Source organism: Streptomyces sp. NPDC058459, from assembly GCF_042721685.1.
GTDB lineage: Bacteria > Actinomycetota > Actinomycetes > Streptomycetales > Streptomycetaceae > Streptomyces.
This window is the reverse complement of record NZ_JBHXLV010000206.1, coordinates 1-11,372: the sequence shown is the minus strand read 5'-3', so window position 1 is coordinate 11,372 and position 11,372 is coordinate 1. Positions and strand designations below refer to the sequence as shown.

Sequence of the window (11,372 nt, the reverse complement as noted above, 5' to 3'; positions counted from 1 at the left end):
GTCAGGGGGCGCCGCGAGGCGGCGGCCGGTGGGGCGGGCGCGAATGTCGCTACCATCTGCCCCCATCGGCGGGCGCCCGCCCGACCCTCAGGCCAGGGAGCGAAACGTGCTGATCACCCACGACACCCGGTGTGCGCTCGACACCGTGGTGGATCTGGTGAACACCAAGCCGGAGGACGACGCGGCGGCGGACGGACTGCCGGACGTGGCGGGGCTGGCGGACTTCACCCGTGGCCACGCCGTCAGCGACATCGGCATGCTGTCCGAGTCCGACCTCGCGGCCGTGCGCGAGGTCCGCGCCCGGTTCGCGGCCATCTTCGCCGCGCCCGACGCCCACACGGCCGCCGAGATGATCAACGATCTGGTCGCGGCCGCCGGCACCACGCCCCGCCTGACGAACCACGACGGCTACGACTGGCATGTGCACTACTTCGCGCCCGGCGCCTCACTGGCCGACCATCTCGCGGCGGACTGCGGGATGGCGCTGGCCTTCTTCGTGGTGGCCGGGGAAGAGGAGCGGCTGCGGCGCTGTGAGGCACCGGACTGCCGGCGCGCCTTCGTGGATCTCTCCCGCAATCGCTCACGCCGGTACTGCGACAGCCGGACCTGCGGTAACCGGCTGCACGTGGCCGCCTACCGGGCGCGCCGCAAGGAGGCGGCGGGCTGAGCCCCGGGGCCACCGGGTGTGGGGGGATGCGCGACGGTCCGACGCCGGCCCCGGCGGGTGACGCCGGGACGGGCGCGTACGGCTCACAGCAACAGCAGATCGTGCAGCGCCGCCGTGAGGATCAGACACCCGATCACCGCCAGGAAGATCATCAGCGGTGGCTGGGATAGGGCGAAGAGGCATCCGCGCGGCTCTTCCTTCTGCGGCGCGGCCTCGCTCTGTGTCGTGTCGACCATCTCGCGGTGATGATGGCCCAGGTCAGGCCCCGTGCGTGGGCAACACACACGGAAAGTGCGGGACTGCGCCGAATTCGTGCCGTAGCTTTCGCGTCGCTCCGCGCGGTGAACGGTTTCGTGCGTGCCGTGACGCTATGTGGCGACTGGTCCGTCATGCCCAGGTCATCGGTGGCGGCATATGCCACGGGCTCATATGCCGTGCTTCTTGAGGATGGCCTCGATGTCGCTGAAGTCGTCCGAGGAGGAACCCGCGGCGGGCGAGGGGGCGGGCCGGGAGCCTCGGTCCGGCCGCCGGCGCGGGGCGGGCGCCGAGGCGGCGGGGCTCACCGGGGCGGCCGTGTCGTCACCCGCGGCGCGTGCGGCGCGAATGCCCCGGCGGCGCTCCACCGCGCGGTCGAGGGCGAACAGCGCCCAGGACAGGCCGAGCACCCCGAAGCCGGCCCAGGCCAGCGGGCTGAAGGCGGTGCCGGCGAGCCAGCCGACGGCACCCGTCATCACCAGACCGACCGGGATCAGTGAGTAGGCCGCTACGCGCACGGCGGTCAGGAAGCGCTTGCGGTAGGCGGTGACCGCGGCGATGCCCAGGCCCGCCGCGGACACGGCGGAGCAGACGGTCTCGGCCAGCATCCGAATCCTCCTGACAGGGTCGGTGAAAGTCCTCCGGTCCGGTGCTCCGGGCCGGCGGCGGCGAGGGCACCTCAGCGGTGGGCCTCGTCCCTTCCATCCTGCACCGCCCGACCCCGGTGGGGCCATGGTCCGCCCCCGGGATCAGGGACTTCTCAGGGATGCCCCCGACCCCCTCCAGGGCTCCCCGCCAGGCAGGCGGCCCCCGCCGGGGTTGGGCCGGGCCGCGCCCGCCTGGAAGACTGGCCCGTATGAGCGATACCTCCCCCGCGCACCCCGGCGCACACCCCCGGCCCCTCGTGCTCGACCTCTGGTGCGAACTCCAGTGCCCCGACTGCCGCGGCGCCCTGGACGACGTACGCGCCCTGCGCGCCCGCTACGGCGACCGGCTGGAGATCCGGCTGCGGCACTTCCCGCTCGAGAAGCACCAGCACTCCTTCGCCGCCGCCCAGGCCGCCGAGGAGGCGATGGAGCAGGGGCAGGGCTGGCCGTACATCGAGGCGGTGCTGGCGCGGGCCGAGGAGCTGGACCGGCGGGGCGAGGCCGTGCTGATCGACGTGGCCCGTGAACTCGGCCTGGACGCGGAGGAGTTCGACATCGCCCTGATCGACGGGCGGCACATCCTGATCGTCGACGCCGACCAGGCCGAGGGCAAGGCGATCGGCGTCACCGGCACCCCGACCTATGTGATCGGCGGCGAGCGCCTGGACGGTGGCAAGAGCCAGGCAGGGCTGCGCGAGCGGATCGAGGGCGTCGCCGACCGCCTGCTGGCCGAGTAGCCGGGCAAGCGGGCCCTGGCCGCTACAGCAGCGGTTTGTACAGCGTGCGGTACGTCGTCTCGTAGCCGAGCGACTCGTACAGCCGCTCGGCCGGGGTGTTGCCCGCGAAGACGTTGAGGCCGAGGGTGTGTCCGCCCTCGGCGATCGTGCGGGCCTCGGCCAGGAGCATGAGGGCGCGGCCGTGGCCCCGGCCGCGCCGGGCCTCCTCGGTCTGCACGTCGTAGATCCAGCGCTCGCCCTCGCGGCGGCCCAGCCAGACGTGGCCGACCGGGGTCCCCTCGTGCTCCAGGACGCCGAACCAGACCCCCTCGGTGGCGAGCCCGTCCGGGAGGACGGTGGCGTGGTCGCGCCTGGCCTTGGCGTGGGCGTCGGCCTCGGGCACGCCGCGTTCGATCCACTCCCCCGCGTACCGCACCCGTTCCGCCGCCTGCCAGACCGTGAACTCCGCCTCCGTCATCGGGCGGGCGGTGCTGCCCGGCGGGAGCGGCGGAGGCCCGGCCCCGAGCCGCTTGCGCATGTTGCGGTTGCGCGGGACGTAGCCGAGGGCGCCGGCGAGCCGGGAGGCGCCCTCGGCGCCGGCCGGGAGGGTCAGTTCCATCTGGCGGCAGCCCCAGCCGCGCACGACCTCCTCGGCGGCGAGCATGGCCACCGTGCCACGGCCGCGCCGCCGGTCGGGCTCGTCGATCCGCAGCTCGGTGACGCGGGCCACCGAGGGGCCGAGGAACGGCGAGGTGTCCAGGTGGATCTCACCGGCCGGGCGGCTGTTCACGCACACCTGGAAGCGGCGTGCACGGGTGCCGTCCGCGTGCTGCTGAAGCGGCTCGGTCGGCCGCAGTGTCGTCGTCATCACGGGAGTTGTACCCGCTCGGCGGCCCCGGCTCAGCCCCGTCAGCCGGCGCCGGCCGGGCGGATCGGGTCTCACGGGTTCAGGTCGGCGTGCGACCGCTCCTCGAAGATCCGCATCGCCTTGGCGGTCACCGGGCCCGGCGCGCCCGGCAGTTGACGGCCGTCGACCCGGTGCACGGCCTGCACGTCGCGCAGCGAGGAGGTCAGGAAGACCTCGTCCGCGCGCTCCAGCACGTCCAGCGGGAGGTCGGTCTCCCTGGCGCCCGTCCACTGGACGGTCAGCGCGCGGGTGATGCCGGCCAGGCAGCCGGAGGGGACCGGCGGGGTGTGGATCTCGCCGTCGAGGACGACGAACACGTTGGAACCGGTGCCCTCGCAGAGCTGTCCCACGGAGTTGGCGAACAGCGCCTCGGACGCGCCCTGTTCGTGCGCGCGGGCCAGCGCGACGACGTTCTCGGCGTACGAGGTGGTCTTCAGGCCGGTGAGGGCGCCGCGTTCGTTGCGGACCCAGGGGACCGTCACGACCGCCGTGGAGTCGGGGCGGCGGGTGGTCTCGCTCACGGCGACGACCAGGGTCGGGCCGTGCGCGCCACGCTCGGAGCCGAGGGGGGCCTGACCACCGGTGTAGGTGACACGCAGCCGGCCGAGCGGCATCGGGTTGGCCGCCAGCACTGCCTCGCACGCGCGGGCGACCTCGTCGTGGTCGGGGTCGGGCAGGCCGAGGCCGCGGGCGGAGCGGGTCAGCCGGTCGAGGTGCCGGGTGAGCGCGAACGGCTTTCCGTCGACCGTCTTCAGCGTCTCGAAGACGCCGTCGCCCACGGTCAGTCCGTGGTCGAAGACGGAGACGCTCGCGGTCGTGGCGTCCCGCAGGGCGCCGTCCAGCCAGATGCTCATGTGCGGGCCTTTCCACTCTCCAGGTACTGCCCCGACGCTACCGCGAGCAGCCGGGACGCTTTCAGTTCGGTCTCGCGCCACTCCGCCTCGGGGTCGGAGCCCCAGGTGATCCCGGCGCCGGTGCCGAAGCGGAGAGCCGCCCGGCCGCCGGCGACCCGGTCGATCCAGAAGGTGCGGATGCCGACGGCCAGCTCGGCGGTGCCCCGGTCCGCGTCGACCCAGCCGATGCCGCCGCAGTAGGGGCCGCGCGGTGCGGTCTCCAGGGCGGCGATGACCGTGAGGGCGCTCGCTTTGGGGGCGCCGGTGACCGAGCCGGGCGGGAAGGCGGCCGCGAGCAGCTCGGGCCAGCCCGTCCCGGGGCGCAGCTCGCCGCGCACGGTGGAGACGAGGTGGACGAGTCCGGGATGCTTCTCGGTGACGCAGAGGTCGGGGACGGTGACGCTGCCGGTGGCGCAGACGCGGCCGAGGTCGTTGCGGACCAGGTCCACGATCATCACGTTCTCGGCGTGGTCCTTCTCCAGCAGGTCGGCCTCGGTACGGCCGGTGCCCTTGATGGGGCCGGACTCGACGGTGCGCCCTGATCTGCGCAGGAACAGCTCCGGCGAGGCGGTGGCGATCTCCACCCCGTGCTCCGGCAGCCGCACGGTGCCCGCGTACGGGGCCGGGTTGCCGCGGGCCAGCAGGGCGGTGAGGGCGTCCACGTCGGCGTCGGCGGCGACCGGGGCGCTCAGCACCCGGCACAGGTTGGCCTGGTAGACCTCGCCCGCCGCGATGTGCTCCCGGATACGGTGGACGGCGCGTACGTAGGCGGCGCGGTCCAGGGAGGTCGTCCACTCCTCGGGGGCGGGGCCCCGCCAGGCGCCAGGTGCCGGGGCGGGGACGGGCGCGTGCCGTACGTCGGCGAAGCGTGCGCAGGTCAGCTCTCCCTCGAAGTCCGCGACGACGGCCCAGAAGCCGGTGGAGTCGAGGGCTGCGGGATCGCTGGTGACGTCCAGGAGGCCGGTGGCGACGCGGTCGCCGAAGCGGGCCAGGGGAGCCGGGAAGGGGGCGGCGGCCGGGAGGTGGAGCACGTGGCCGAGTCTAGGCCGGGTGTCCGAGGGGCGGGCCGGGCGGAGGGCTCGCGGTGGCCCCGGCCGGGGTGTCCGTCGGGTGCACCGCAGCACGCTGCGCAAACGCGTTTTTGTGCTGGCTCAGGAATCCGCTAGAGTTCAACACGTCGCCGGGCCGCGTATGCGGACCGAAACGACAGGCGGACGTAGCTCAGTTGGTAGAGCGCAACCTTGCCAAGGTTGAGGTCGCGAGTTCGAGCCTCGTCGTCCGCTCGCAGGAACAAGGGGTCCTCCCGATCCCCTACACTCCTGGTGGAGTGGCCGAGAGGCGAGGCAACGGCCTGCAAAGCCGTCTACACGGGTTCAAATCCCGTCTCCACCTCCAAGGACGATTAGCTCAGCGGGAGAGCGCTTCCCTGACACGGAAGAGGTCACTGGTTCAATCCCAGTATCGTCCACACACCCAAGAAGCCCCCGGCCGTCTCGTACGGCCGGGGGCTTCTTCGTGTCCGGGTCAGCTGGAGAACGGTCAGCTGGAGAACAGCATGTGGCCGAAGCTCTTGTGGCGGTGGTGGCCGCCGTAGTGGCCGCCCTGCTGATGGCCGCCGTGCTGCGGGGCGCCCCAGGCGGGCGCGGGCGCGGCCGGGTAGCCCTGCGGGGCGGGCGGCGGCGGGCCGGGCTGGGTCCACTGCGATTCCAGGCGGGTCAGTGCCTCCAGCTCGCCGTAGTCGAGGAAGATGCCGCGGCAGCCGTCGCACTGCTCTATCTGGACGCCGTTGCGGTTGTAGGTGCGCATCGGCGCATGGCACTTCGGACAATGCATGGTTCGGCTCAACTCCTCGCCGTCGGGTACTGCTTGATGTTTCCCCGGGACAGACTCCGTGCTACCCCGGCCGGTTGCAGCCTATTTGAGGAAAACGCGGGCCAACCGGGCGGGGGTGGCCGTCATCCGGGCACAGGCGTCCACCACGGCCCGCTCCACCTCGTCCAGCGGCCGGTCCGCCGCGCGTGCCTTGGTGAGGGCGAGGGCGGCGGTCTGGACGGTGAGCGCGCGGGCGGGGATGTCCAGTACGGGCCAGGGGTCGGTTCCTCGGGGCACGGCCGGGCCGTCGGCCGCCTGGTAGGCGGTAAGGAAGCGGAGCCATTCGTCGGGCGGGAGGAGGCCGCAGGCGTACCAGGCGGCGGGGCGGGCGAGGTCCCAGGCGGGGTCGCCGAGGCCGAGGTCGTCGACGTCGATTAGGTGCCAGGGGCCGTCGGGGGCGGGGTGGCGGACGAGTTGGCCCAGGTGCAGGTCGCCGTGGCAGAGGAACGGGGTGCCGGGGGCGGGGGCTTCGGCGCGGGCCCAGGGCGGGAGGGTGGCCCAGGCGGCCAGGACGGGCGCGGCCTCGGCGGAGGGGTGGTGGCTCAGGGTGCGGCGCAGGCGGGTCACCGCGAGGGCCGCCTTGGCGGGGCCGCGCATCGGGGGCAGCCCCGGGGGCGGTGGGGTGCGGTGGAGGCGGGCGAGGAGGGTGGCCGTGGCCTCCCAGGGGGCGGCGTCGGGGTCGTCCCGGTCGACCGGGGTGCCGTAGGGCCAGTGGGTGACCAGGCGGCCGTCCAGGCGGGCCGGGGCCGGGGTGAGCGGGGGCAGCAGGACGCCGGGGAGGCGGGCGGCCGTGGTCAGGCGGCGCGTCAGCTCGTGCGGGTCGGTGCCGGGGGCGTGGGCCTTGGCGACGGTCGTGCCGTGCCGGACGACGGTGGCGTCCGGGCGGTCGGCGAGCGGGCCGCGGACGCAGGCGCACGGACCGGCACCGGCGTGTACGGCCGCCTGGAGCCGGGCGGTCAGGGCCGGGGCTGTCTCCGCAGTCACGGGAGGTGAGCGTACCGGGACGGCGGAAACGCAATGCCGGCGCAGCTCCCCAGCTGCGCCGGCATTGCGTGCCGTCCGTCGCACCCCCGTCCCCACGGGGTTTCCTGGATGGGAGGGAGATCCCGCCCGGACCGCTCTTCCGGGCCTGGTCCGCTTCTCAGCGTCCCAGCATCGCACCCACGGACGACGCCTGTGTGGCCACCGTCTCCCAGCCGTCGAAGACGAGCAGGAGCAGCGCCGCCAGGGGAAGGGCCATGAGTGTCGCCACCAGAGGGTGGCGGCGGCCCGCGCGGCGTCGAGCGAAGATGTGGCGCTTCGGTGCCGTGGGGGCCATGGTTCCTTCTCCCGGCCGATTCGGTTGTCGACAGCGGCGGGCGTCCGGCCTCGGGGGGCGAGCGCCGCACCCGCCGCTTGATCTCAAATCTAGGTTCAGGGCGCCTGGCGGGCGTCATGCCCTCGTACCGAATGGCGGGCCTCCCGCAGGATGAGCCTTCTCCGTGCGAGTACTCCTCTGGGTGGAGACGCGGAGTGGAGTCTCAGGGTCTTCCCGGAGGGGTCGCGGCCGAGCGTGCCCGGGTCTCCCCCCAGGGGTGGATTGACGTGACTTCAGTCACTTTGACCGACTGGCGGTGCGATCGGAGGGCGGGACGGCGCCACGAACCTTCGAAGAGGTGGCCGCCGGCTCCTTCCCCGCGCCTCACCCCGGTCCGCGGCGGGGCACTTTGACCAAAAGTCAACGTCCGCAGCAGGTCAGAGGGTTGGCGGCGTTCTCACCTCAACCGCACGGCAAGATCCGTGTCGCTGACCGCGTTTCACCTCTCCGGCGGGGTAGGCGAGATCCATCGGACCGAGAGGGCGCGGCCTCTGCGCGCGGGCGGCCGTGGAAACGTAAGCTGGGCACGTCACAGGGACCGGGCAGCGGGGATGAACATGGCGATGATGCGCCTGAGGCGCGAGGACCCGCGCGTCGTCGGCTCGTTCAGGCTTCACCGACGGCTCGGCGCGGGCGGGATGGGCGTGGTCTATCTCGGTTCCGACAAGAAGGGCCAGCGGGTCGCGCTGAAGGTGATCCGGCCCGACCTCGCCGAGGACCAGGAGTTCCGGTCGCGGTTCGCCCGCGAGGTGTCGGCGGCCCGCCGTATCCGGGGCGGCTGCACGGCACGGCTGGTGGCGGCGGACCTGGAGGCCGAGCGGCCGTGGTTCGCCACGCAGTACGTGCCCGGCCCCTCCCTGCACGACAAGGTGGCCGAGGAGGGCGCGCTGTTCGCGGCCGACGCGGCGGCGATCGGCGCGGCCCTGTCCGAGGGGCTGGTCGCGGTGCACGAGGCCGGTGTGGTGCACCGCGACCTGAAGCCGTCCAACATCCTGCTCTCCCCCAAGGGCCCGCGGATCATCGACTTCGGCATCGCCTGGGCCACCGGCGCCTCCACGCTCACCCACGTCGGTACGGCGGTGGGCTCCCCCGGCTTCCTGGCGCCGGAGCAGGTGCGCGGTGCGGCGGTCACCCCGGCCACGGACGTGTTCTCGCTGGGCGCGACCCTGGCGTACGCCTCTACCGGTGACTCGCCCTTCGGGCACGGCAGTTCCGAGGTCATGCTGTACCGGGTGGTGCACGAGGAGCCGCAGCTGCACGGGGTGCCGGACGCGCTGGCGCCGCTGGTGCGGGCCTGTCTGGCGAAGGACCCCGAGGACCGGCCGAGCACGCTCCAGCTGTCGCTGCGGCTCAAGGAGATCGCGGCCCGCGAGGCGCAGGGCCTCGGCGGGGTACGGCCGCCCGAGCCGCGGGCGCCGGTGGCGGAGCGGCCCTCGGGGCGGCTCGCGGACACCTCGCCCGACCAGCAGCGCACCACACAGCGCCGGCCCGCCCCCGGCACCCCGCCGCCGCGCGGCGCCGCGCCCTCCCGGGGCGGTGCTCCTTCGCGCGGTGGTGTCGCGTCCCGTCCCGGTACCCGCCCGGCGCCGCGTGGCACCGGCAACCGCCCGGCCCCGCGCAGTGGTGCGGGCCGCCCCGCGCCGCGCACCACGGGGACCAAGCTCCGCCCCGCCAATCCCCGGCTGCTGCGGCAGCGGCTGACCGTGTTCGTGGTGGTGACGCTGCTGGTCGCCCTGGGCATCGCGGTGGCCCAGGGCTGCACGGGCCCGGCGCGCGGCCTGGGCGGGGACGGCGGCGAGCGCCGGACCGGCGTGGAGCAGATCGCCCTGCCGCAGGGCGGCGGGAGTGCGTTGCCGCCGCAGTAAAGTCCGACGGCGCGCTGGGCGGCGTCAGGGGCGGGTCGCGTAGAAGGCGACCGCCGAGGCAGCCGCAACGTTCAGGGAGTCGACGCCCGCCTCCATCGGGATGCGCACATGGACGTCGGCCGCCGCGAGCGCCGCCGGGGACAGCCCGTCGCCCTCGGTGCCCAGCATCAGCGCGAGCTTCTCCGGTCGGCGGGCGGCGAGTTCGTCCAGGGCGATGGAGTCGTCCGACAGGCACAGCGCGGCCAGCTCGAAGCCGTGCGCACGCAGCGTGCCGGCGTCGTGCGGCCAGGAGTCGAGGCGGGCGTACGGCACCGCGAACACCGTGCCCATGGACACCTTGACCGAGCGCCGGTAGAGCGGGTCGGCGCAGCGCGGGGTGAGGAGTACGGCGTCCACGCCGAGGGCGGCAGCGTTGCGGAAGGCGGCGCCCAGGTTGGCGTGGTCGACCATGTCCTCGAAGAGGGCGACCCGGCGCGGCGCGGCCGACTCCAGCAGTTCGGCCGGGGTGGGCAGCGGCTTGCGGGCCATGGAGGCGAGGGCGCCCCGGTGGACGTGGTAACCGGTGACGCTCTCGGCCAGCTCGGGGCTCACCACGTAGACGGGGCAGGTCAGTTCGTCGGTCAGGTCGGCCATGGTGCCGGCCCACCTGGGCGTGAGCATCATCGAGCGCATGCCGTAGCCGGCGTTCCCCGCGCGGCGGATGACCTTCTCGCCCTCGGCGATGAAGAGTCCCTCGGCGGGTTCGCGCCTGCGGCGCAGGGCGACATCGGTGAGGTTCGTGTAGTCGTGCAGGCGCGGGTCGGCGGGGTCGTCGACGGTGATGAGCTGGGCCACGGGGTGCTGCTGCCTTGTTCGTCGTGAGGGGCGGGTCAGAGGGCGGTCGGGGTCGCGTCCACCACGGCGCCGACCACGATGACCGCCGGGGGCTTCACGGCCTCGGCACGTGCGGTCTCTGCCACGGTGGCGAGGGTCGCGTCCACCCGGCGCTGGGCGGCCGTGGTGCCCTCCTGGACGAGGGCGACCGGGGTGTCGGGGGCCTTGCCGTGGGCGATCAGGGTCTCGGCGATCTTGCCGATCTTGTCGACGCCCATCAGGACGACGAGGGTGCCGGTGAGGCGGGCCAGCGCGGGCCAGTCGACCAGGGAGCGGGCGTCGTCGGGGGCGACATGGCCGCTGACCACGGTGAACTCATGGGCGACCCCGCGATGGGTCACGGGTATCCCGGCCGCCGCCGGTACCGCTATCGAGCTGGAGATGCCGGGGACGACGGTACAGGGGATGCCCGCCTCGGCGAGCGCCTGTATCTCCTCCATGCCCCGGCCGAAGACGAACGGGTCGCCGCCCTTGAGCCGGACCACGGACCTGCCCTTCCTGGCGTGCTCTATCAGGGCGTTGTTGATGGCCTCCTGGGCCATGTACCGGCCGTAGGGGATCTTGGCAGCGTCGATCACCTCGACGTGCGGCGGGAGTTCGGCGAGCAGGTCGCGCGGGCCCAGCCGGTCGGCGATGACGACGTCGGCCTCGGCGAGCAGCCGCCGGCCCCGGACGGTGATCAGGTCGGGGTCGCCGGGACCGCCGCCCACCAGGGCGACGCCGGGTGCGCGGGTACGGAAATGGCGGGCGACCAGGGTGCCGTCGCCCAGGCCGGCCACGACCGCGTCACGGATCGCGGCGATGTGCCGGGGGTCGCGGCCCTGGGTGTCCGCGCTGAGCACGGCGACGGTCACCCCGTCGCTGGTGCCGGTGGCGGGTGTCCACGCGGTGGCCTCCTCGGCGTCGTCGGAGCGCACGCACCAGACGCGGTGCCTCTCCCCCTCGGCGGAGGCCGTGGCGTTGGCGACGGGGTCGCTGGTGGCGATCAGGGCGTACCAGGTGCCGGAGAGGTCGCCCTCGGTGTACGGGCGGCGCAGCCAGGTGATCTCGCCGGCGTCGGCCATCGCCTCGACGGAGGGGGTCGCCTCGGGGGAGACGAGGAGGATGTCGGCGCCCGCCGCGATCAGCGCGGGCAGACGGCGCTGGGCGACCTGGCCGCCACCGAGGACGACCACGCGGCGACCGGTCAGGCGGAGGCCCACGGGGTAGGCGGGGTGTTCGGCCATGACGTGCGGCTCCTCGTGCGGTGTGCGGTGGGCGCGCCGCGCCTTCGGAGCGGCCCTGACGTGCGGATCTTAGTGTCTGGGCCCACGTGAGGGC

General features: G+C 74.0%; 12 protein-coding genes and 3 tRNA genes. 6 read left to right on the top strand and 9 right to left on the bottom strand.

Annotation, left to right across the window (positions count from 1 at the left end; all coding sequences use genetic code 11):
* The first annotated feature begins 106 nt into the window (after nucleotides 1–106).
* Complete coding sequence (locus ACFWN1_RS27355) at nucleotides 107–667, top strand: CGNR zinc finger domain-containing protein (RefSeq protein ID WP_384367335.1); 561 nt, start codon at nucleotides 107–109, stop codon at nucleotides 665–667.
* 83 nt (nucleotides 668–750) lie between these two features.
* Here the strand turns inward: ACFWN1_RS27355 and ACFWN1_RS27350 are convergent, their stop codons facing one another.
* Nucleotides 751–903, bottom strand: a complete 153-nt coding sequence (locus tag ACFWN1_RS27350; protein WP_384367332.1) for a hypothetical protein — start codon at nucleotides 901–903, stop codon at nucleotides 751–753.
* A 189-nt stretch (nucleotides 904–1,092) separates the two neighbouring features.
* Nucleotides 1,093–1,530: a hypothetical protein gene (locus tag ACFWN1_RS27345; protein ID WP_384367329.1), complete on the bottom strand. Its 438-nt coding sequence runs from the start codon at nucleotides 1,528–1,530 to the stop codon at nucleotides 1,093–1,095.
* Between the two features lie 248 nt (nucleotides 1,531–1,778).
* Between ACFWN1_RS27345 and ACFWN1_RS27340 the strand changes: the two genes are divergently transcribed.
* Entirely contained in the window at nucleotides 1,779–2,306 is a 528-nt protein-coding gene (locus ACFWN1_RS27340; RefSeq protein WP_384367326.1) for a DsbA family protein, read from the top strand.
* Nucleotides 2,307–2,328: 22 nt separating this feature from the next.
* Here ACFWN1_RS27340 and ACFWN1_RS27335 read toward each other — a convergent pair whose 3' ends face one another.
* The 3 genes from ACFWN1_RS27335 to ACFWN1_RS27325 all read right to left on the bottom strand — a co-directional run bounded on the left by ACFWN1_RS27335 (nucleotide 2,329) and on the right by ACFWN1_RS27325 (nucleotide 5,116).
* Nucleotides 2,329–3,153: a GNAT family N-acetyltransferase gene (locus ACFWN1_RS27335; protein ID WP_384367323.1), complete on the bottom strand. Its 825-nt coding sequence runs from the start codon at nucleotides 3,151–3,153 to the stop codon at nucleotides 2,329–2,331.
* A 71-nt stretch (nucleotides 3,154–3,224) separates the two neighbouring features.
* A complete protein-coding gene (locus tag ACFWN1_RS27330; protein ID WP_384367320.1) occupies nucleotides 3,225–4,046 on the bottom strand; it encodes an aminotransferase class IV in 822 nt (273 codons plus the stop codon).
* The gene (locus ACFWN1_RS27325; protein WP_384367317.1) at nucleotides 4,043–5,116 is read right to left on the bottom strand and encodes a chorismate-binding protein; all 1,074 of its coding nucleotides are present in this window, start codon (nucleotides 5,114–5,116) and stop codon (nucleotides 4,043–4,045) included. The genes ACFWN1_RS27330 and ACFWN1_RS27325 overlap by 4 nt, the downstream gene beginning before the upstream one ends.
* 179 nt (nucleotides 5,117–5,295) lie before the next feature.
* Here ACFWN1_RS27325 and ACFWN1_RS27320 point away from each other — a divergent pair.
* The 3 genes from ACFWN1_RS27320 to ACFWN1_RS27310 all read left to right on the top strand — a co-directional run bounded on the left by ACFWN1_RS27320 (nucleotide 5,296) and on the right by ACFWN1_RS27310 (nucleotide 5,553).
* Nucleotides 5,296–5,368: transfer RNA gene (locus ACFWN1_RS27320), tRNA-Gly, on the top strand.
* Between the two features lie 38 nt (nucleotides 5,369–5,406).
* Nucleotides 5,407–5,480 (top strand) — tRNA-Cys (locus ACFWN1_RS27315).
* A 1-nt stretch (nucleotide 5,481) separates the two neighbouring features.
* A tRNA-Val gene (locus tag ACFWN1_RS27310) sits at nucleotides 5,482–5,553 on the top strand.
* Between the two features lie 71 nt (nucleotides 5,554–5,624).
* On the opposite strand, the gene ACFWN1_RS27305 is transcribed toward ACFWN1_RS27310, so the two are convergent.
* On the bottom strand, nucleotides 5,625–5,918 hold the full coding sequence (locus ACFWN1_RS27305; RefSeq protein ID WP_384367314.1) for a zf-TFIIB domain-containing protein: 294 nt from the start codon (nucleotides 5,916–5,918) through the stop codon (nucleotides 5,625–5,627).
* An 81-nt stretch (nucleotides 5,919–5,999) separates the two neighbouring features.
* Nucleotides 6,000–6,941 (bottom strand): phosphotransferase family protein, encoded by a 942-nt coding sequence (locus ACFWN1_RS27300; RefSeq protein ID WP_384367311.1) that lies wholly within the window; start codon nucleotides 6,939–6,941, stop codon nucleotides 6,000–6,002.
* A 924-nt stretch (nucleotides 6,942–7,865) separates the two neighbouring features.
* On the opposite strand from ACFWN1_RS27300, the gene ACFWN1_RS27295 reads away from it, so the two are divergent.
* Nucleotides 7,866–9,179: a protein kinase gene (locus tag ACFWN1_RS27295; RefSeq protein WP_384367308.1), complete on the top strand. Its 1,314-nt coding sequence runs from the start codon at nucleotides 7,866–7,868 to the stop codon at nucleotides 9,177–9,179.
* A 24-nt stretch (nucleotides 9,180–9,203) separates the two neighbouring features.
* Here ACFWN1_RS27295 and ACFWN1_RS27290 read toward each other — a convergent pair whose 3' ends face one another.
* Nucleotides 9,204–10,013: a TrmH family RNA methyltransferase gene (locus tag ACFWN1_RS27290; RefSeq protein WP_384367305.1), complete on the bottom strand. Its 810-nt coding sequence runs from the start codon at nucleotides 10,011–10,013 to the stop codon at nucleotides 9,204–9,206.
* A gap of 35 nt (nucleotides 10,014–10,048) precedes the next feature.
* Complete coding sequence (gene cobA, locus ACFWN1_RS27285) at nucleotides 10,049–11,278, bottom strand: uroporphyrinogen-III C-methyltransferase (RefSeq protein WP_384367302.1); 1,230 nt, start codon at nucleotides 11,276–11,278, stop codon at nucleotides 10,049–10,051.
* Between the last annotated feature and the right edge of the window lie 94 nt (nucleotides 11,279–11,372).

Coding starts and splice junctions, on each gene's coding strand:
- ACFWN1_RS27350 (WP_384367332.1), bottom strand. CDS start 903: ATGGTCGACACGACACAGAGCGAGGCCGCGCCGCAGAAGGAAGAGCCG.
- ACFWN1_RS27345 (WP_384367329.1), bottom strand. CDS start 1,530: ATGCTGGCCGAGACCGTCTGCTCCGCCGTGTCCGCGGCGGGCCTGGGC.
- ACFWN1_RS27340 (WP_384367326.1), top strand. CDS start 1,779: ATGAGCGATACCTCCCCCGCGCACCCCGGCGCACACCCCCGGCCCCTC.
- ACFWN1_RS27335 (WP_384367323.1), bottom strand. CDS start 3,153: ATGACGACGACACTGCGGCCGACCGAGCCGCTTCAGCAGCACGCGGAC.
- ACFWN1_RS27330 (WP_384367320.1), bottom strand. CDS start 4,046: ATGAGCATCTGGCTGGACGGCGCCCTGCGGGACGCCACGACCGCGAGC.
- ACFWN1_RS27305 (WP_384367314.1), bottom strand. CDS start 5,918: ATGCATTGTCCGAAGTGCCATGCGCCGATGCGCACCTACAACCGCAAC.
- ACFWN1_RS27295 (WP_384367308.1), top strand. CDS start 7,866: ATGAACATGGCGATGATGCGCCTGAGGCGCGAGGACCCGCGCGTCGTC.
- cobA (WP_384367302.1), bottom strand. CDS start 11,278: ATGGCCGAACACCCCGCCTACCCCGTGGGCCTCCGCCTGACCGGTCGC.